This is a genomic window from Mycobacterium adipatum, assembly GCF_001644575.1.
In the GTDB taxonomy this organism is placed as follows: Bacteria; Actinomycetota; Actinomycetes; order Mycobacteriales; family Mycobacteriaceae; genus Mycobacterium; species Mycobacterium adipatum.
In genome coordinates this window covers 4,457,652-4,477,281 of record NZ_CP015596.1, presented here as the reverse complement: position 1 = coordinate 4,477,281, position 19,630 = coordinate 4,457,652, and the positions used below count along the sequence as shown (strand labels likewise).

Below are 19,630 nucleotides of genomic sequence, written 5' to 3'. Positions count from 1 at the left end.
TTTCCTCATTGATCACTGCGGTCACTTTTCGGCCGGTTTTGTCGGTGGTCGCACGTATGTGGCGCTCCTAGTGTTCTAGTGGGCGCTTTTCTGCTGTTCAGGGCCGGTTCATACTGCAGCACAAGCGCTCTCGGCGTGTCAGCGTAGAGATGAAGGACGCGCACGCGGTGTGCCTCTAGGTTTCGGGGTTACCACACCAACCTCAACCAGAGGATCCATCCGCGTGCGCGTCAGTACTGCATTTAACCGTCTTCTTCAGATCCCCGGCGCATCGGTGGTCGACGTGTCGATCGGGGACCACGATGTAGAGATCACCGTACGGCCCAAAACGCGGCTGCTGACCTGCCCCTGCAGCAAACGCGTGAGGGCCGTCTATGACCGTCGCCGGCGGCGATGGCGCCACCTCGACCTGGGCACCAAACGACTATGGCTGATTTACCGCATCCGCCGGTTGCACTGCCCGGATTGCGGGGTCATCACCGAAGACGTGCCCTGGGCCCGACCGGGAGCCAGGTTCAGCCGAGACTTCGAAGACATGGTGTTGTGGCTTGCTCAGCGCACCGACCGCACGACGGTCTCGACCCTGATGCGGTGCAGCTGGGAATCGGTCACCTCGATCATCACCCGCGGAGTCGATGAGCTGCTTGATCAACGCCGACTCGACACCCTCTACCGCATCGGTGTCGACGAGATCTGCTACCGCCACCCGCACCACTATCTGACCATCATCGGCGATCACGACACAGGAACCGTCATCAATGTCCAGCCCGGACGCAGCGAAGACTCATTCGCAGCATTCTTTGAATCCCAACCAGATTCGGACCTAGAAACCATCGAAGCGGTCAGCATGGATGTCAGCAAGGCCTACCAAGCTGCCGCCCGAGAACACGCACCGACGGCGACCATCTGCTTTGACCCGTTCCACATCATGCTGTGGGTCAACCGAGCCCTGGACCGCGTCTTCGCCGACGCCGCCAGCGGCCCGAACAAAGTCGTCATGACCTCAGCACAATGGCGTCAAACCCGATGGGCCCTGCGTACCGGTGAGAACAAACTCAACGACACCAAACGGGCACTGGTCAACCAGATCGCGCGCGCCAGCCGACGCGTCGGACGAGCATGGACCCTCAAAGAACAACTACGCGACCTCTACCGACTCGATCACGAACCCGGCGCCGCTCGCGCACTCCTCAAGGCCTGGATCACCGCGGCCAAACGCAGCCGCATCCCCTCATTCGTCGAACTCGGCAAACGCCTCCAAGAACACTTCGACGCCATCATCGCCGCCGTCGAACTCGGAATATCCAACGCCCTCATTGAGGGCATCAACGCCAAGATTCGCCTCATCAACGCCCGCGGCTACGGCCACCACTCCGCCCGAGCACTGACCGCAATGATCTACCTCTGCCTCGGCGGATTACGCCCAAAACTACCCACGAAAACATGAGGAGTCGCACGTATGTTCGATACATGACGTCGGACGTGGTGGCGAGTCGGGAGACGGTGCAGCATGCACTCTCCGATCACGCCGCCTCGACCAAGGCCTTGCTGGATGCCGACTTCACCGTCTTCGACACCGCAGAGTTGTTGGCGATCCAGTCCGAACGCGAACGGTATGCCCGCGCTGATGCGATGATCGGGCACCGCATCCAGGCCGCCCTGATGGACCGGGCCACCGCGCATGAGATCGGTGGGAAGTCCTGGGTCGATGTGCTGGCGACCCGGATGCGGATCAGCCGCACCGACGCTGCCCGCCGGGTCCGCGACGCCGAGGTGCTCGGGCCGCGGCACGCCATGAACGGGGAAGTGCTGGCACCGGTGCTGCCGGCGTGCGCGACCGCGCTGGCCGAGGGCAGCATCGCCGCCGAGCACATCGCGGTCGTGCGCGCGACACTGAAGGCGGTGTCGGGGCGGATGAGCGGTACCGAGCTCGCGCAGTTGGAGGCCAGCCTGGTCGCCGCAGCCAAGACCACGATCCCGGAAACCTTGAAAGAGGCCGCCACCCGGGTGCTCTACACGCTCAACCAGGACGGCGACGGCCCCGATATGGCCCGGCACAAGCGCGGGATCACCCTGGGCCCGCAGGACGCCGATGGGTTGGTCCGGATCAGCGGCTGGGTGGATGCCGAGTTGGCCGCCTATCTGGCCACCGCCCACGAGGTGTGGGGTCGGCCCGGGGTCAACAACCCCGACGACCCTGAACCGAAACTCAACCCCGACCCCAACCCATTAGAGGACGAGGAAGGGCCCGCACCCGACCCGGCCGCGCGGACCGACGAGGAACCCGCAGACACGGAAGGCGCCGAAGGTGAGACCGTCGCGGAGGACGAAGACGACTCCGCGGGTGTGGCGGGCGACGCGGATACGGCCGGCGACGCGGACCCCCGCCCCACTGATTTCGGCGCCCTTGCCGACCTCGCCACCTCCGATACCCGCACCCGGGCACAGCGCCTCCATGACGCACTCAAAGCGATCCTGCGCGATGCACTGATGGCCAAAAACCTCGGCCAGCACAACGGCATCCCGGTCACCGTGGTCGTCTCCACCACCTTGGCCGAGTTGGAGGCGGGGGCCGGGATCGCGGTCACCGGCACCGGCACCCTGATGCCGATGCCGGACCTGATCCGGTTGGCCGAGCAGGCCTACCACTACCTGGTGGTCTACCGAAAACACACCGCCGAACCGCTCTACCTGGGCCGCACCAAACGCCTGGCCAACAAGGCCCAGCGGCTGCTGCTCTACAACCGTGACCGCGGCTGCACCCGGCCCGGCTGCACCCAAGCGGCGTGCCGCTGCCAGGCCCACCATGCCGAGCCCAGCTGGAACAACGGCGGACTCACCGACGCGCCCAGCCTGGCGCTGGGCTGCGGACCCGACAACCGGCTGGCCGAAATGGGTTGGACCACCAGCATCGACAAAGAAACCGGACGCACCCACTGGTATCCACCACCGCTCATGGACACCGGAGGCGACACCCTCAACCACCACTTCCACCCCGACGAACTCCTCCCGCCAGAGGAGCCGAATGCCGACGGCGAAGGTGGCGGGTGAACGCGACTCCATTCCGCGCCATACTGTAATACTTACAGTGGAATATTCGACGGCGATGGGTGCAGGCATGCCAGGCGTTCTCGACGGGATTCGGGTGCTCGACTACGGGCGGTTCATCGCCGCGCCGTGGTGTAGCGCCATCCTGGCCGATATGGGTGCCGACGTGCTGCGCGTCGAGAAACGCGAGGGCGGCGAGGACCGCTGGGTGCAGGCCGTCACCGAGGGCGGCGAGGGCGGGACGTTTCTGCAGTGCAACCGCAACAAACGGTCCCTGACTCTGGACTCCACCACTACGGAGGGCGCCGAGATCACCCGCCGACTTGTGGCCGGCGCCGACATCGTCATCGCCAACATGCCGGCCGCCGGGATGCGCGCCAGCGGCCTGGATTACGACACGCTGCGGGCGGTCCGGCCGGACATCATCCTGGCCAGCGCCACCGCCTACGGAGAGGGCGGCCCCTACAGCGAGAAGATCGGATTCGACGGCGCCGGGCAGGTGATGTCGGGCGCGGTATATCGGCAGGGCCTCCCGGACCAGCCGATCCGGACCGTGGTGCCCTACGCCGATTTCGGGACCGCGCTCACCCTCGCCATCGGCGTCATGATGGCGCTGTATCACCGTGACCGCACCGGTGTGGGCCAGCACGTCGAGGGAGCACTGCTGCCCACCGCGCTGATGCTGTCCAACGCGTTCCTCATCGAACGCGAACTGCTGCAGACCGACAAGCCACGGATGGGCAACCAGGGTGCCTCGGTGGCGCCGTGCGATCTGTACCGCACCGCCGACGATCAGTGGGTGCTGCTCCAGGTCGCCGGACAGCCCATGTTCAAGCGTTGGTGCCGCCTCGTCGGCCGTGAAGAACTGTTCGACGATCCACGGTTCGCCGACGACGACACCCGCTGGCGCAATGGTGACATCCTCAACGACATCATGTCGGCTTGGTGTGCCGACAAAACGAAGGCACACGTTCTCGAACTGCTGGACAAGGCGAAAATGCCTGCCGCACCGTTGCTGTCGACCCAAGACGTGCTCGACGATCCGCACGTCGCGGCGATGGGCTACCTGCGGCGGGTTCCGTTTCCCGGCGCTTCGCGCGATGTGCCGATCATCGAGACACCGTTCCGTATGTCAGCCACCCCGGGCACCATCCGCCGCCGCGCACCGTTGCTCGGTGAGCACACCGACGAGGTGCTCGGCGAGATCGGCTACAGCGCAGCGCAAATCGAGGATCTGCGGGTCGCCGGCATCGTCTAGCCCAGCGGCGCCGCGGTCAGCAGGGCGCGCGCTTCCAGGTTGCCGTCCAGTGCGCGCGTCACCCGGCGGGTGATCTGCCAACGATCGTCGATCCGGCGCAGCGTGAAATGGTTCGCTCCGGCACGCGCCACCACCCACCGGTCCTCACGCCGTCGAACCAGCAGTGACTCGCATACCGCGTAGGCGTCGTCGCCCTGCACGTCCACGTGGGCGGGTCCCAGGAAATGCGCTGCGCCCGCTGCGATCAGATTCTGGTGGGCGTCTGAGGCCACCATCGCCCGCACATCCGCGCGGCTACGCATATTCCAGCCCTCGACCTCGTAGCTGCCGTCCTCGCTCCACAGCGCGGCGACATCGTCCGGGGATCCGGCGTCGACCAGCGGACCGTAGGAGGCGATCAGTCCGGTGATGGCGATCTGGGCGGTGAGGTCGTGTACCTGCTGTTCGAGAAGGCGAAGTCGGGCCTCGACATCGGACTCAGTGCTCACAGTGGGTCTCCGATCGTGTGTAGAGCGGCGAGTTGATCACGGTAGTGATCGGGATCTTCGGCCCGCACGACGCAGTTGACCAGCGTGGCACCGGCGTCGCGCAGCCGTTCCAGGTGGCGCCGGGTGCCTGCCGGGTCGCCGAGGGGATCGCAGGCCCGATCCGTGGACAGGACGACGTCGAAGCCCGGCGGCGCCGGGCGCCGCGCCAGATACCCGGCGATGGTGTCGGGGGACAGGCCGAACGGCATCCATCCGTTGCCCAGCTCGATGGCCCGGCGCAGTGAGCGCAGCGTGCGCCCACCGACCCAGATTGTGAGATCGGTTGTGGTGGCGTGCGGTTCGATCGCCAGACCGTCGACGACGGGTTGCCCCCAGGCGGCCCGCAGCTGGCGCAGTGCGGTGTCCGCCTCGGCGCCACGGTCGGACCATGCGGCGCCCAGCAGGTCGAACTCCTCGCGCAGGGATCCGACCCCGACGCCGAGAATCACGCGTCCGCCGCTGAGCCGGTCCAGCGTGCCGTAGCTCTTGGCCAGCGCGACGGGGTGATGGTAGCCCAGCACCAGGACAGAGGTGGTCAAGCGGATGCGCCGGGTGTGCACGGCAAGAAACGACAAGGTGGCCAGCGGATCCCAGTACACCGAGCCGCGGGTGTCGGCGGCCTGCGCCGGGATGCCGACATGTTCGGAACAGGTGAGATGGTGAAACCCGATGGCGTCCGCGGCCGCGGCGATCGCCGCCAGATCCGCCGGGCCGGCGTCGGCCTCCCAGGGCGAGGCGATGCCCGGTTGCTGGATGACCACCGGGGTGGACAGCCCGAGCCTCACTGGTCCGCCTGTCCGATCAGCTTGCGCATCACCTCGTCGGTGCGCAGGATCGTCGTGGCCCGGTCCGGATTCCCATGGGCCAGTGCCACCTTCGCGTGCCTGGACACCACGTGCACCGGACCGCTCCCCAGCGCCGCCAGACCCTCGTCAGCGACCTCATCGGGGTCGGAGACCGCCATCCCGGGCACGTCGAAATTCAGACCGATGCGGTCCATGGCCGGGGTCCGGGTGACGCCGAGGACGAGTTCGAGGACCTCGACATTGTGGTCGCGCAGTTCCAGCCACAGGCTCTCGGCGAAGATGCGGCCGAAGGCCTTGACCCCGCCGTAGACGGTGTGCCGGTTGGATCCCAGGTAGCCCGCGACGGAGCCGACCAGCAGGATGCCGCCGCGGCGCCGGTCGCGCATCGGCGCACCGAAATGGTGCACCAGGGCCAGCGGGGTGGTGATGTTCAGATCGATCACTCGCTGGAAGGACGGCAGGTCGCCGTCCAGGAACTGGGCGCTGTGGGTGTTTGCGCCGGCGTTGTGGATGAGCAGGCCCACCTCGACATCGGAGACCGCATCGGCGACGGCGCGCACCGATGACGGATCGGACAGGTCGGTGCTCACCGTGCGGACCTGCACGCCGAACGCGCGGCAACCCTCGGCGGTCTCCTCTAGCGGCCCGGGCTTGCGTGCCACCAGCAGCAGGTGAAGCCCCGCTGCGGCCAGTCGCCGTGCGAATGCCGCGCCGACACCCTCGGAGCCACCCGTGATCACGGCCCACGGACCGTATCTGGCGGTGTCGACAGCGGGGGCGCCCTCGTCGGTCATGGTTCCGTTGTAGCATCCCGGGCCATTGGCACCCCGCGGCCACTGCCGAGCATGGCCCGCAGCGCGTTCTTGTCGACCTTGCCGGTCGCGCCGAGTGGGACCGCCTCCTCGTCGTCGAGCAGCAGCCACCGGGTGGGCACCTTGAAGGCGCTCAGCACGGTTCGGGCGGCGGTCCGCAGCTCATCGGCGCTCAGGGTGCCGACCACCGCGGCGCCAACCTGATTGTGCTCTCCGAGAGGCACGTTCGTGACAAAGGCGGCCCGCACGCCGGGAATGGTGCGCAGGGCCCGCTCCACCTCACCGGGGTACACGCCGGCGCCGCTGACCTTGAACATGTCGTCGCTTCTGCCGCGGTAGAACAGGAACCCGGCCGGATCCAGGTATCCGAGATCGCCGGTGGGGTAGAAGCCGTCGGGTGTGAAGATCTCTTCGCGGCTGCGGCGGCAGATCCCGCGCAGGATGTGCCGACCGCGGATCTGGATCTGACCGATCTGACCGGCGGATACCGGGCGGCCGGTGTCGACGTCGACGATCCGGACGTCGATGCCGGCGAACGGCTTTCCGCAACTACCGCGGGCGGACTCGGGTAGATCCCTGTCGGCGGGATACCCACTGTAGGGGCCGAACGATTCGGTCATACCCAGCAGCGCGGCACGGGTGCCCGGGGCTGACCGGAGGTCCGCGGGCAGCAGCGCCTCCAGACTGCCCACCTGGAGGTCGGGCAGGGTCTGCCCGCCCAGGTGTCGGGCCAGCGCCGCGGCCTGATCGGGCCATCCGCGGAACAGCGTGACCCGCTCGCGGCGCAGCAGGGCCAGCGTGGACTGCGGGGACGGGATCGGCTCGGTCACCAGGGTGGCCCCGGCGAGCAGGGCGGTGAGGATCCCGGTCCCGAAGCCGCCGACCCAGAAGAACGGCAGCGGCAGATACATCCGGGAGTCCTGGGTCACCCCGCGTGCGGCCAGGCCGGAACCTGTTGCTGCCAAGGCATTGCCATGGCAATGCAGCACTCCCTTGGGGGCTCCGCTGCTTCCCGAGGTGAACATGATGACCAGCGGATCGGCCGGCCGGACCGGCGGTGACGGTGCGTCCCCGCGCAGGGCCAGGATCTCGTCCGGGGTCCAGATGCGGCGCAGCGAGGGCACCGGTCCCGGGGTGTAGCGGCGGCCGCGGAACTCCGGCACCGCGATCAGGTGCGCAACCGAGGCCGTCCGCAGTTGCGCGGTGAGTTCGGGCGCGGTGAGCAGGGTGCTCAACGGGACCAGGACGGCCCCCATCCTGGTGACGGCCAGCGCGATACGCACCCAGTCTGTGCAGTTCTCCATGATCAGACCGACCCGGGTGCCCTTGCCGATTCCGGCGTCGAGCAGACCGGACGCCAATTCCGCTGTGCTGCTCTCGAGTTCGGCGTAGCTGATCCGGGTGTCCGGATCGATCACCATGGGCCGGTGGTCGGCGGATCGGGAACGCAACAGTGCATCGATCGTGTCAGTCATCGAAAAGTCCTGCCAGTGAGGGCATGTCGACCTTTCCGCTGGACAGCATCGGAATATGCTCCGGCCGACAGACCGCGAAGCGCCGGGGCACCTTGTAGACCGACAGGTCGGCGCGCAGTGCGCGCACCAGCGCGTCGGTGTCCACCGGCTCGTCACTGACGATGACGGCGGCCACGATCTGGCCTCGCTCGTCATCGGGCAGCCCGGTCACGTGCGCGGTGAAACCCTGTGCGGCAATGGCCTTCACCACTTCGGCGGGGGTGACGTTCGCCCCGGCGGTCTTGATCATCGCCCCCGCCCTGGTCAGATAGTAGAAGTAGCCGTCCTCGTCCACCCGGACCAGGTCTCCGGTGTGGAACCAGCCGTCGACGTCGAAACAGTCCTCCCGGACCCGGCCGTAGTACCCCTGCATGACACACGGTCCGCGGATGCAGAGTTCTCCGGTGTCGGACACCTTCGTCTCGAAATTCGGTGCGGGACGGCCGAAGCTGCCGCGCCGGTGCTCCGGCTGATCGCCGTCGTCCCCGTCGATCAGCAGTACGCTGCCCGCCTCGGTCATGCCCAGCATATTGTGCCGCAGCTCCGGGTCGGCGGGCCGGGCCTCGGGGGCCATGATCGGGTACAGGTTGCCGCGCCGCGCCGTGAACCGGCGGCGCGCGAAGCTGGGATGTCGGGTGAGGTGCGCGATGCCCGCGACGAATCCATTGGTGACGGTGGGCCGCACGGCCTCCAGCAGGTCCAGCGTCGCACCGGCATCGGTGGCATTCGAACAGACCAGGGTGGACCCGGCGACGATGGTGGCCAGCAGCCCGAAGGCGAACCCGCCCACCCAGAAGAACGGTGAGTTGCAGAACAGCACGTCGGACGGACCGAGTCCGCGGATGTGGTTGAGGTTGCGTTGGTGCCCGAGCAGCCCGGCGTGGGTGTGGATCGCACCCTTGGGGGGCCCGGTCGAACCCGACGTGTAGATGATGGCCAGCACGTCGGTACCGTCCACGTCGGCTTCTACGGCGCAAAGCTGTGCGTCGACGGTGCCGGCCGGGGGATCGAAGAGCACGTGCCGCAGGCACGGTAGACCGGCGGTGTCCGCCAGCCGGGCCCGGTAATCGTTGCCGCGGTAGGTCGGGGTGGACACCATGATCGACACATCGCTGTCGCGCAGCTGGGTCCGCAGCTCGGCAGCGGTGGCGAAGGTGGAGTACGGCACCACCGCCGCACCGATCCGCGCGGCCGCCAGCATTGTCACCACGAACTCCGGCCCGTTCGGGTGGAGCACCCCGACATGGGTGCCCTTCCCGGCACCCAGGGCGAGCAGGCCGCAGGCGACCTCGGCGGATCGCCGGTCTGCGTCCGCGTAGGACAACGTCTGGTCGTCGCAGATCAGCAGCGGGTGTCCGCCGCGTTCGGTACGAGCGGTGAGCAGGGCGCCGACGGTGTCAGACATTCGAGGTGCTGAAGTGTTCCCGGACCGCCCCCAGATCGGCCTTCCCCGAGGGTGTCCGCGGAATCGTCTCGACGATCGCCAGGTCGGTGGGTATCTCGTAGCGCGCCAGCCGGCCGGCCAGATAGTCCAGCAGCTCGTCGGCGGTGGCCGACGCGTCGGGATGCAACTCCACCATGGCCACCGGGGTTTCACCGAGACGCTCGTCGGCCCGGCCGATCACCGCCGCGCCCCGCACCGCGGGGTGGCTCTCCAGCGCGGCGCGGACGTCGTCGGGCATCACCTTGAAACCGCCCCGGATGATGGCTTGATCCGCCCGGCCCAGGATCCACACGAACCCGTCGGCGTCGATGCGCGCCAGATCGGTGGTGCGCATCCACCCGGATCCCGGATCCAGCTGTGCCGGTTTGACTTCCAGCAGACCCACCTCATCGGAGCCGAGTGCCGTGCCGTCCTGGGCCACCACCCGCAACTGGGCACCCGGGTTGGCCCGCCCCACGCTGCCGCGCTTGGCCCGCCAGTACTGCTGGTGATCGGCCAGCGTCCAGGACGCCACTCCGCCGCCGAACTCGGTGGCGGCATAGGAGGTGAGCACCGGGATGCCGAACTTCGCGGTGAAGGCGTCGGCGTCCTCGGCCGACAACGGCGCGGTGCCGGAGGTGACCGCACGCACGCCCTCCAGGTCCGCACGGGTCAGATCCGAATGCAGCACCATCCGCAGCGCGGCGGGCACCAGCGAGACCGCGCGCGGCCGGTGCTCGCGCACCGCGTCCGTCCAGCGTTGCAGATCGAATTTGGGCAACAACACGAACGGCCGGGCCTCGGCCAGGCACAGCAGCACCCGGAACACCCCGCCGACATGCACCAGCGGGGAGTTGACGATGGCCACCCCGCGGCGCAGTTCGGTCGGGTCCTGCCAGGGTTCGCGGCCCATGACGCTGCGGGCCAACATGTCATAGGTGAGGTCCACCCGCTTCGGCGGACCGGTGGTGCCGCTGGTCAGCATCCAGACCGCCACCCCCGGGCGCGCGGCGGTGTCGGTAGGTGCGGGCCCGACGACGGTGGGGGCGGTGTCCAGGTCGGCGATGGTGACCACGGCGCCGGTGAACGCCGGCGGCAGCAGGGTGGCGATATCGTCGGCGAGCCCGACGATGACCGGCAGCGCCAGGTCCGCGATATCGGCGCGGGTGCGTTCGTCCCCGCGGGACGGATTGATGACGACGACGGTGCCGCCGGCCTCCAACACCCCGAGCAGCGCCGCCACATGCGGCGGACTGTTGCGCAGCATGATGCCGACCCGGTCGCCGGCGGTGAGCGTCCCGATGCGGCGGGTCAGCGTCGCCAGTTCACCCCAGCTCGACCAGGTGCCGTCGAACTGCACGGCGCGCGCGGACGGGTCGATGTCCAACACCGTGCCGATGCGTCGCGAAAGCGGATGCTTCATCAGCGAATCCGGTGCGGGGTCTTGGGGACCGGACGGGCCGCGAGTTCCCTCTTGGCGATCGGATTGCCGACCCGGGTGTAGATCAGCCCCTGGTCCATCGCCGCGCGGTAGGGCTTGTCCAGCGATTCCCAGACCGCCTTGACGGTGCCCTGGGTGGCCGTCGGGGGCTTGTTGGCGATCGTCGCGGCGATCTCGTTCGCGCGGGCCCACAGGTGGTCGCGCGCGACCACCTCGGTGACCAATCCGATCTGCAGGGCGGTGTCGGCGCCGACCCGTTCATCGTTGCCCAGCAACGCCATCCGCAGGGTGTGCGCCAGACCCACCCGGCGCATCAGCCCGATCGGCTCCAGCGCGGACACCAGCCCGGAGGTGACATGGGAGTCGAAGAAGGTGGCCTCCGGGGAGCAGATCACCACATCGGATTCGTTGACGAAGTACAGCGCACCGGCGGTACACATGCCCTGTACCGCGCAGACCACCGGTTTCCACATCTTCTGCCACTTGGGGCTGAGCAGCTCACCGGGATCCTCGTGGTTCCAGACGATCTCGGGCTGCCCGTAGCTGGACTTGATGTCCAGGCCGGCGCTGAACGCCCGGTCACCTGCGGCACGCAGCACCACCGCGTTGATGCCCTCGTCGGCCTTGATGGTGTGCCAGGCGTCGCGTATCTCGTGGCACATCTGCCGGTTGAACGTGTTCAGCGCGTCCGGGCGGTTCAGGGTGACGGTGGCGACCCGGCTGTCGTGGTCGAGGTCGAGCAGGATGGTGTCCATGGCTAGCGGGCCTGCCAGTTGGGGGTGCGCTTCTCCACGAACGCCCGCGGGCCCTCCAGCGCATCCTCGGTGCGGGTGACGCGTTCCCGGAACGTCTCGGCGAGGATCTCGCCCTCGTGCAGCGGCATATCCAGCGTCTTGTGGATGGCCAGCCGGGTGCCGCGAACGGCCAGCGGCGCATTGAGATTCACCGTGTCGGCGATCTCGTGCGCGCGCTCCAGCAGTTGAGAGTGCTCCACGATCTCGGTGATCAGCCCGAGGTCGTAGGCGCGTTGCACGGTCATCCGTTCGTGCTTGCCCATCAGCGCCATCCGCAGCGCCACCGACCGGGGCAGCGCCTTGGCGAGGCGCACCATCTCGCGGGCGGCGACCAAACCGATGCTGACATGCGGATCGAAGAAGGTGGCCCTGTCTGAGGCGATGACGATGTCTCCGGTGGTGACCCAGTCCAGAGCGGCGCCGCAGCAGATCCCATTGACGGCCACGATGACCGGCTTGGTCATGCTGCGAAACGGCGGGGTGCCCTCCTGTGGCGCCTCCCACTGTTCATAGGTGGACAGGTAGGGCCGTTCGTTGATGACCTTCCCGTCGCCGGGGATCTCCTTGACATCCGCACCGGTGCAGAAGGCCCGCCCGGTGGCAGTGACGATCATCAACCAGACGGTGTCGTCGTCCTCGGCCTGCTGATAGGCCGCCCGCAGCTCGGTGATCATGTGCGGGGACAGCGCATTGAGTGCGTCGGGCCGGTTCAGCGTGATGGTGGCCGTGTGGCCGTGCACCTCGTATTTGATGGTCTGGTACATGTTCACCTTTCAGCGGCCGGTGAAGTGCGGGTCGCGGCGTTCCCGGAACGCGGCCAGGCCCTCTTTGAAATCTGCGGTGCGGCAGGAGAGTTCCAGGTTGGAGAGCTCTTGGCTCATGGACTGCGCCAGGGTGGCGTGTTGCCCGTAGCCGATGGCCTGCTTGGCCAGGCCGATCGCGACGGTGGGGCCGCCGGCCAGCCGGGTGAGCAGCTCCTCGGCGGCGGTCTCGACCTCATCGGCGGGCACCGCGCTGTGGATCAGCCCCCAGTCCGCGGCATCGGCGCCGCTGACCTTCTCGCCGAGCAGCAACATCCGCTTGGCCCGGGCGATACCGGCGAGGCGGGGGAGCAGCCAGGTCGACCCGGTGTCCGGGGTGAACCCGCGGGACAGGAACGGTTCCCAGAAGGTGGCACCCTCATCGGCGACGGTGAAGTCGGCGGCCAACGCGAGGTTGGCGCCCAGGCCGACGGCCCAGCCCCGGACCGTCACCACCACCGGCAACTGGATGGTGGCGACCAGTTCGACGATCCGGTTCGCCGTGTGCGGGATGCGGCGGACCAGATCTCCGGGGCGGGGTCGCTGCCCGGAGTTCGTCGCCACCCAGTCCGCGCCGGTGCAGAAGTGCTCACCGGCGCCGGTGAGGTGAACCGCGCGCAACGAATCGTCGTAGGCGGCCGCCCCGAGGATGTCGACGAGAGTGTCGGTCATCTGGTGGCTCAACGAGTTTCGCCGATCGGGCCGGTCGATGGTGATGCGCAGGACGGAGTCCGCGCGGGTGGTGGTCACCGAACCGTCGCTCACCTGGCACCCGGCCTTTCCATATCCATACAGTTGCCCATACAGTAGGCGATGCGGTTAGTATCCTGTACAAGTTAGCAAGGAAAGGTCGTCGATGGAAGGACGTGCCCGGCGGATCCGGCAGCCGCGGGTTGCCGAGATCGTCGCGTCCAAACTGCGCGACGACATCCTGTCCGGGCGGTTGCGCGCCGGCGACATCCTGCCCACCCAAGAGAGCCTGTACTCCGAATTCGGCGTCAGCCCACCGGCATTGCGGGAGGCTATCCACCTGCTGGAGACCGACGGCCTGATCTCGGTGCGGCGCGGCAACATGGGGGGTGCGGTGGTGCGGCTGCCGTCGGCCGAACGCACCGCTCACATGATCGGCATGGTGTTGCAGACCCGGGCGGCCACGCCGGCCGACGTCAGCGGGGCGCTGCTGCACCTGGAACCGATCTGTGCCGGGATGTGCGCGGCGCGTGAGGATCGGCTCACCGAGGTGCTGCCGTACCTGCAGGCCGAAATCGATCTGCAGACAGCACGGTTCGAGGATTCGGCACAGTTCGTCCGCACTGCCCGCCGGTTCCACGAGGCGCTGGTGGCGCGGTGCGGCAACGAACCGATGATCCTGCTGATCGGTTCACTGGAGCTAATCTGGTCCAGCCACGAATCCTCGGTGTGGGGAGACGAGGGAGGGCCCATGAAGGACGCGACCATGCGCGCCGCCCTGCGCGACCACCAACGTCTGCTCGACACGATCGCCCAAGGCAACGTTGCCCGGGCGACCAAGCTCGCCGCCGACCATCTCACCGCGGCCCGGCGGACCACGCTGGCCGCCGGAAGCGACAAAACCATTGAAGCGAGGCTGATTTCGCATGACAGATGACCGGGTGCTCTTCGAGGTCGATGCCGAGACCCGCATCGCCACCATCACGCTGAACAACCCCAAGCAGCGCAACTCGTATGACGCGGCGATGCGCGGTGAGATCGCCCGCCATCTCGACACCGTCGCCGAGGACGACGACATCACCGTGGTGCTACTCCGCGGGGCCGAGGGGGTGTTCAGTACCGGTGCGGACATGAACAACGCCTACGGCTGGTACGGCGGAGAGGGTAAAGAGCCGCCCAAGAAGTCCCGGCCCAGCCAACGCCGCCGACTCACGGTGGACCGCAAGTCTTTCGACTTTTACCACAATCTCCTGGGCTTCCCGAAGGTCACGGTCGGTGAGATCAGCGGCTATGCGCTGGGCGGCGGTTTCGAGATGGCGCTGATGACCGATATCTCGGTGATCGCCCGCGACACCAAGATCGGTATGCCCGCCACCCGCTTCCTGGGCCCGGCGCTGGGCAGCCTGCACATGTTCTTCCACCGACTCGGTCCGGTGCTGGCGCGCCGGATGCTGCTGACCGGCGACATCATCGACGCCGGCTCGATCGAACATCTGGGCATCTTCACCGACACCTGCGAGGCGGCCCAGGTCCAGGCCCGCGCCCGGTACTGGGCGCTCAAGGCGGCGAAGATGCCCGCCGACGGTGTGGTGATCGCCAAGGAGGCCTTCCGGCTCGTCGAGCAGAGCCAGGCATATCAGGGCGAGGAGGTGGCCAGCTACCTGTTCCACGCCTACGGCACCAACCTGCAGTTCTCACCCGGCGAGTTCAACTTCGTCAAGACCCGTGCCGAGCACGGCACCAAGGAGGCGTTCCGGCTGCGTGACGAGCATTTCCACGTCCCCGAACCCCGCTGATCCGACCACCGCACACGCGCACGAACGGGCGGCACAGTGCGGGCCGATGCCACCCCTGTATCGGTCTCGGTGACCACCGTGGCATTACAAATGCTAGCGTTTCTGTAAGTACGATCGATAGTCGAGAGATTCGAGGTTCAGCTCATGCCCAGCCCCGTCATCGTCGGTGCCGCCCGCACCGCCATCGGCCGGTCCTTCAAGGGGACGTTGGTCAACACCCCGCCGGAGGAGCTGTTGGTCCCGGTGCTGGCCGAGGTCGTGCGCCGCGCGGGCCTCGAGCCGACCGCGATCAACGACCTCATCATCGCCGAATCCAACTACGGTGGCGGCGATCTGGCCCGCTACTGTGCCGACATCCTGGGCTGGCACGGGGTCCCCGGCCAGGCCGTGAACCGGCACTGCGCCGGTAGCCTCACCGCGATCGGCAACGCGTCGGCGCACGTGGCCTGCGGGATGGAGCGTGTGGTGATCGGCGGCGGTGTGCAGTCGTTGTCGATGACCCCGCTGACCAACTGGCGCATCCCCGGCCCGGAGCTCAAGTTCGAAGAACGGTGGATGACGCCCACCCACGTCGAGACCCCGGACGCCCCGATGCGGGACATGTCCATCACGGTCGGCTGGAACACCGCGCAGTCTGCGGGCATCACCCGCGAGGACATGGACGCCTGGGCGGCCCGCTCGCATCAGCGTGCGGTGGCCGCACAGGATGCCGGCAAGTTCCTCGACGAGATCGTGCCGATCAAGGTGACACAGCCCGACGGTTCGGTCGTCGAGTTCAGCGTCGACGAGCACCCGCGCCGCGGCACCACCGCCGAGAAGCTCGCCGAGCTCAAGGTCCTGCATCCGGAGATCGACGGATTCTCCATCACCGCGGGCAACAGCAGTGGCACCAACGACGCTGCCGCTGCTGTTGCCGTGGTCGCCGATGACTATGCGGCCGCGGAGAACCTGGCCGTGCTGGCCACGGTGAAGGCCTGGGGCTCGGTCGGGGTGGCCGCCCGCGACACCGGTCTGGGCGGTGTGAAGGTCATCGGCTACGTGCTGGAGCGCGCCGGCCTCAAACCGTCCGACGTCGCGCTCTGGGAGATCAACGAGGCGTTCGCCTCGGTGCCGATCGCGGCCGTACGCGAATACGGCATCGACGAGGAACTGGTCAACTTCTCCGGCAGCGGTTGCAGCCTCGGCCATCCGATCTCGGCCTCCGGCGCCCGGATGGTGACCACCCTGATCTACGAGCTGCAGCGTCGCGGCGGCGGCATCGGTGTGGCGGCGATGTGCGCCGGCGGCGGTCAGGGCGGTGGACTGGTGATCGAGGTCTAAGAAGTGGACTTCCCCCGGCCCTTCGGGGCCGGGGTTTTCCGGTTCTCCAGTCGGCGGGCGGCGTGCTCGAGAATGCAGTTCAGACCGAATTCGAAATTGTTCTGGTCCGAGGCCCCGAAACTGTGGCCCTCGCCGGTCACCTGCGCCAGCAGCGGGGCGACCTCCGGATCGATCACCAGGGTCTGGTCGAAGGCACCCGGACCCTCGTCGCCGGCCCGGTTCTTCTCGGCGAGCCGCTGCAGCACCACCGAACCTCGCACGTGCAGCGTCACCGCCGAATACGTGTCGAAGGCGTCCTCGGGGCTCAGCCCGGCCTCCACCAGACCGGAGATCGCCTTCTCCATCTCCAGTACGCCGACCTTCGCGGCGCGCGGGCTCAGCGCGGCCCGGATGAGGATCAGATCACACAGGATCGGGTTGCCGACGAAGGTCTTGCGCATGGTCTGGGCGTGGTTGCGCAGCGTCTCGCGCCAGTCCTTGGCCTCGACATACGGTGTGGCGAAGACATACTCGCTCAGCGCACGATCGGTCATCGCGTTCAGCAGGTCGTCCTTCTTGCGGAAGTACCAATAGATGCTGGTGACCCCGACGCCGAGGTGCTTGCCCAGCAACGGCATGCTGAGATTGTCGATACCCACCTGTTCGGCAAGTTCGAAGGCGCCCTTGATGATGTCGTCGGGGTTGATCGATCCGCGCTCGCGTCGCTGTCGTTTCTCGGCGACCGGTTGCTTGGCCACGGCGGCACCTCTTTCACATCGGATAGTGAACCGTCAACCTTACCGGTAGCCATACCGTCGTGCGGGTATGCGCATTCTCGGGTTGGTGATACAGCACTCTCCCCATCTACCGTAATCAATATAGTAATGTTTTCCGTTGACCGATCCGCCCCATCTTCAGCCGACCGTGAGGACCGAGAGTGGCCGACGAAATTCTGACCGAGCGCCGGGGTCGCACCCTGGTCATCACCATCAACCGGCCGCAAGCGCGCAATGCCTTCAATCTGCCGGTGGCCCAAGGCCTCGCGGCGGCGATGGACGAGCTGGACGACAGTCCCGAACTGTCGGTCGGCGTGCTCACCGGCGCGGGTGGGAACTTCAGTGCCGGTATGGATCTCAAGGCGTTCGCCTCGGGGGAACTGCCCTACGTGCCAGGGCGTGGCATCGGTTTCACCGAACGCCCGCCGCGCAAGCCCCTGATCGCCGCCGTGGAGGGGTACGCGCTGGCCGGCGGCACCGAGATGGTGCTGGCCACCGATCTGATCGTGGCGTCTCGGGAAGCCAAGTTCGGCATCCCCGAGGTCAAGCGTGGCCTGGTTGCCGGTGGTGGCGGCCTGTTGCGTCTGCCGCACCGCATCCCGTACCAGAAGGCCCTCGAGCTCGCGCTCACCGGCGAGAACTTCACCGCCGAGCAGGCTGTGGAATGGGGCTTCGTCAACAAGCTGACCGAACCCGGCGAGGCGCTGGCCGGCGCGCTGGAGCTAGCCGAGAAGATCACCGCCAACGGACCGCTCGCCGTGGCGGCCACCAAGGAGATCATCGTCAAGTCCGCCGAGTGGAGCCAGGCCGAGATGTGGGAGAAGCAGAACGCCATCATGGCCCCGGTGTTCGGTTCCAAGGATGCCATCGAGGGTGCTACCGCGTTCGCGGAAAAGCGCGCCCCGAACTGGACTGGGAGTTAATGGATCTCGGGTTCACCGGAGCGGCCACCGTGGTGGTGGGCGGTGGCCGCGGGATGGGATTGGCCACCGCCCGATGCCTGGCCGATGACGGGGCGCGGGTGGCCCTCCTCGGGCGTTCCCGTGCGGTACTCGACACCGCCGCCGCGGATCTGGCCCGTCGGGGGAGCCCGGACGCGGTGGCGGTCGTCGCCGACATCGGTGACGATGCCGCCGTCCGGCGGACGTTCGCCGAACTCGGTGAACGGTGGGGCGGCCAGATCAACGCCCTGATCAACACGGTGGGACCGGATGCTGCCGGCACCTTCGAGGAGTTGAGTGACGAGCAATGGCGGGAAGCCTTCGACGCCGGCCTGATGGGCATGGTGCGCTGTGTGCGGGCCGCACTGCCGTTGCTGCGCAACGCCGAATGGGCCCGCATCGTGAACTTCTCGGCGCACTCCACGCAGCGGCAGAGCACTCGGCTGCCCGCCTACACCGCGGCCAAGGCCGCGCTGGCCAGTGTGTCGAAGAACCTGTCCCTGCAGCTGGCGGCCGACGAGATCATGGTCAACGTGGTGTCACCGGGCAGTATCTCGTCCGAGGCGCTGAAGGGCTGGGCGGCATCGGTCGGGGTGGACGGTGACGATCCGTACGCCTTGATGGCGGCCATCGACGAGCACTTCGGGCACCCCGCGCACCTGCCGCGGGCCGGACTGCCGAGCGAGATCGGCCCGGTGGCGGCGTTTTTGGCGTCCAAGCGCAATTCGTACATGACCGGCGCGAACGTCAACGTCGACGGCGGCAGCGACTTCCTCTGAACCTTGCGGGTTTTCGCTGGTGGAAGCCCATGACGAGCCCTTGCGGAATGCTCTACCGATAGGTATACAGTATGTATGCCTGAACGGGAGGGGCCGATCCATGACCGTTGCTGACGGTGTGGGCACCGACGCCGTGCTCTACGACGTGTCCGAGGCCGGGGTCGCCGTCATCACCCTGAACCGGCCGGAGCGGCTGAACTCCTGGGGTGCGGACATCTCCCGCGGTGTCTACGCCTGCGTCGACCGGGCCGAAGCCGACCCCGCGGTGCGGGCCATCGTGCTGACCGGCACCGGCAAGGGTTTCTGCGCCGGCGCCTACATGGGTGCCATGCAGGACCTGGGGGAGTCCATCGACGGCGATACCGACGTCAGCAAGATCGTCGGCGAGCGGCACCCACACTTCCTCACCACACTGCGCAAGCCCGTCATCGCCGCGGTCAACGGTGCCTGCGTCGGCATCGGGCTCACCCACGCCCTGATGTGCGACGTCCGGTTCGCGGCGGCCGGTGCCAAGTTCGCGACCGCCTTCCCGCGGCGTGGCCTGATCGGCGAGTACGGCATCACCTGGATCCTGCCGCGGCTGGCCGGGTGGGGCGCGTCGGCGGACCTGCTGCTGTCCGGGCGGACCTTCCTGGCCGAGGAGGCCGCCCAACTCGGTTTGGTGAAAGCGGTTGTGCCGCCGGAGGAGCTGCTGCCCACCGCGCTGGCCTATGCCGAAGATCTGGCACGCAACTGCTCGCCGACGTCGATGGCGGTGATCAAGAGTCAGCTCTACGGCGACGCCCACGACCCGGTCGCCGAGGTGAGTGGTCGTGCCGAGAAGCTCATGCACGAATCCATGGTCCGCCCCGACCTGATCGAGGGCATCACCGCGTTCTTCGAGAAGCGGCCGCCGAATTTCCCTGCGTTACAAGAGCGTTGAAAGG

Annotated in this window: 19 protein-coding genes; 9 read left to right on the top strand and 10 right to left on the bottom strand. The window is 67.6% G+C overall.

The window, feature by feature from the left end:
• Window positions 1–223 precede the first annotated feature (223 nt).
• From A7U43_RS21270 to A7U43_RS21260, 3 genes are all read left to right on the top strand, one after another.
• The gene (locus A7U43_RS21270) at window positions 224–1,447 is read left to right on the top strand and encodes an ISL3 family transposase (protein WP_197499853.1); all 1,224 of its coding nucleotides are present in this window, start codon (window positions 224–226) and stop codon (window positions 1,445–1,447) included.
• Window positions 1,448–1,470: 23 nt separating this feature from the next.
• The gene (locus A7U43_RS21265) at window positions 1,471–3,051 is read left to right on the top strand and encodes an HNH endonuclease signature motif containing protein (RefSeq protein ID WP_197499884.1); all 1,581 of its coding nucleotides are present in this window, start codon (window positions 1,471–1,473) and stop codon (window positions 3,049–3,051) included.
• Between the two features lie 67 nt (window positions 3,052–3,118).
• A complete protein-coding gene (locus tag A7U43_RS21260) occupies window positions 3,119–4,306 on the top strand; it encodes a CaiB/BaiF CoA transferase family protein (RefSeq protein ID WP_067999153.1) in 1,188 nt (395 codons plus the stop codon).
• Here A7U43_RS21260 and A7U43_RS21255 read toward each other — a convergent pair.
• From A7U43_RS21255 to A7U43_RS21215, 9 genes are read right to left on the bottom strand one after another with little or no spacing between them, the layout of a single operon-like run.
• Window positions 4,303–4,794, bottom strand: coding sequence for a nuclear transport factor 2 family protein (locus A7U43_RS21255; RefSeq protein WP_067999151.1), 492 nt, complete (start codon window positions 4,792–4,794; stop codon window positions 4,303–4,305). The two genes, A7U43_RS21260 and A7U43_RS21255, sit on opposite strands and share 4 nt — an antisense overlap.
• Window positions 4,791–5,618, bottom strand: coding sequence for a TIGR03619 family F420-dependent LLM class oxidoreductase (locus A7U43_RS21250; protein ID WP_067999149.1), 828 nt, complete (start codon window positions 5,616–5,618; stop codon window positions 4,791–4,793). The genes A7U43_RS21255 and A7U43_RS21250 overlap by 4 nt, the downstream gene beginning before the upstream one ends.
• Complete coding sequence (locus A7U43_RS21245) at window positions 5,615–6,433, bottom strand: SDR family NAD(P)-dependent oxidoreductase (protein ID WP_067999147.1); 819 nt, start codon at window positions 6,431–6,433, stop codon at window positions 5,615–5,617. Before A7U43_RS21245 ends, A7U43_RS21250 begins: the two co-directional genes overlap by 4 nt.
• Window positions 6,430–7,926: a class I adenylate-forming enzyme family protein gene (locus tag A7U43_RS21240; RefSeq protein ID WP_067999145.1), complete on the bottom strand. Its 1,497-nt coding sequence runs from the start codon at window positions 7,924–7,926 to the stop codon at window positions 6,430–6,432. The genes A7U43_RS21245 and A7U43_RS21240 overlap by 4 nt, the downstream gene beginning before the upstream one ends.
• Entirely contained in the window at window positions 7,919–9,370 is a 1,452-nt protein-coding gene (locus A7U43_RS21235) for a class I adenylate-forming enzyme family protein (protein ID WP_067999143.1), read from the bottom strand. The genes A7U43_RS21240 and A7U43_RS21235 overlap by 8 nt, the downstream gene beginning before the upstream one ends.
• A complete protein-coding gene (locus tag A7U43_RS21230; RefSeq protein WP_067999142.1) occupies window positions 9,363–10,811 on the bottom strand; it encodes a class I adenylate-forming enzyme family protein in 1,449 nt (482 codons plus the stop codon). The genes A7U43_RS21235 and A7U43_RS21230 overlap by 8 nt, the downstream gene beginning before the upstream one ends.
• Complete coding sequence (locus A7U43_RS21225) at window positions 10,811–11,584, bottom strand: enoyl-CoA hydratase/isomerase family protein (protein WP_067999139.1); 774 nt, start codon at window positions 11,582–11,584, stop codon at window positions 10,811–10,813. The genes A7U43_RS21230 and A7U43_RS21225 overlap by 1 nt, the downstream gene beginning before the upstream one ends.
• 2 nt (window positions 11,585–11,586) lie before the next feature.
• On the bottom strand, window positions 11,587–12,387 hold the full coding sequence (locus A7U43_RS21220) for an enoyl-CoA hydratase/isomerase family protein (RefSeq protein WP_068003321.1): 801 nt from the start codon (window positions 12,385–12,387) through the stop codon (window positions 11,587–11,589).
• Window positions 12,388–12,396: 9 nt separating this feature from the next.
• Window positions 12,397–13,188, bottom strand: a complete 792-nt coding sequence (locus tag A7U43_RS21215; protein ID WP_082902239.1) for an enoyl-CoA hydratase/isomerase family protein — start codon at window positions 13,186–13,188, stop codon at window positions 12,397–12,399.
• A gap of 91 nt (window positions 13,189–13,279) precedes the next feature.
• Here A7U43_RS21215 and A7U43_RS21210 point away from each other — a divergent pair, with 91 nt between their 5' ends.
• From A7U43_RS21210 to A7U43_RS21200, 3 genes are all read left to right on the top strand, one after another.
• A complete protein-coding gene (locus tag A7U43_RS21210) occupies window positions 13,280–14,050 on the top strand; it encodes a FadR/GntR family transcriptional regulator (RefSeq protein ID WP_067999135.1) in 771 nt (256 codons plus the stop codon).
• Window positions 14,040–14,909, top strand: a complete 870-nt coding sequence (locus A7U43_RS21205; protein ID WP_067999133.1) for an enoyl-CoA hydratase/isomerase family protein — start codon at window positions 14,040–14,042, stop codon at window positions 14,907–14,909. The genes A7U43_RS21210 and A7U43_RS21205 overlap by 11 nt, the downstream gene beginning before the upstream one ends.
• Window positions 14,910–15,053: 144 nt before the next feature.
• Window positions 15,054–16,229, top strand: a complete 1,176-nt coding sequence (locus A7U43_RS21200) for a thiolase family protein (protein WP_067999131.1) — start codon at window positions 15,054–15,056, stop codon at window positions 16,227–16,229.
• Here A7U43_RS21200 and A7U43_RS21195 read toward each other — a convergent pair.
• On the bottom strand, window positions 16,226–16,966 hold the full coding sequence (locus A7U43_RS21195; protein ID WP_067999128.1) for a TetR/AcrR family transcriptional regulator: 741 nt from the start codon (window positions 16,964–16,966) through the stop codon (window positions 16,226–16,228). The genes A7U43_RS21200 and A7U43_RS21195 overlap by 4 nt on opposite strands.
• A 179-nt stretch (window positions 16,967–17,145) precedes the next feature.
• On the opposite strand from A7U43_RS21195, the gene A7U43_RS21190 reads away from it, so the two are divergent.
• From A7U43_RS21190 to A7U43_RS21180, 3 genes are all read left to right on the top strand, one after another.
• A complete protein-coding gene (locus tag A7U43_RS21190; protein ID WP_067999126.1) occupies window positions 17,146–17,907 on the top strand; it encodes a crotonase/enoyl-CoA hydratase family protein in 762 nt (253 codons plus the stop codon).
• The gene (locus A7U43_RS21185) at window positions 17,907–18,704 is read left to right on the top strand and encodes an SDR family NAD(P)-dependent oxidoreductase (RefSeq protein ID WP_067999124.1); all 798 of its coding nucleotides are present in this window, start codon (window positions 17,907–17,909) and stop codon (window positions 18,702–18,704) included. The genes A7U43_RS21190 and A7U43_RS21185 overlap by 1 nt, the downstream gene beginning before the upstream one ends.
• A gap of 100 nt (window positions 18,705–18,804) precedes the next feature.
• On the top strand, window positions 18,805–19,626 hold the full coding sequence (locus tag A7U43_RS21180; RefSeq protein ID WP_067999122.1) for an enoyl-CoA hydratase: 822 nt from the start codon (window positions 18,805–18,807) through the stop codon (window positions 19,624–19,626).
• The last annotated feature ends 4 nt before the right edge of the window (window positions 19,627–19,630 follow it).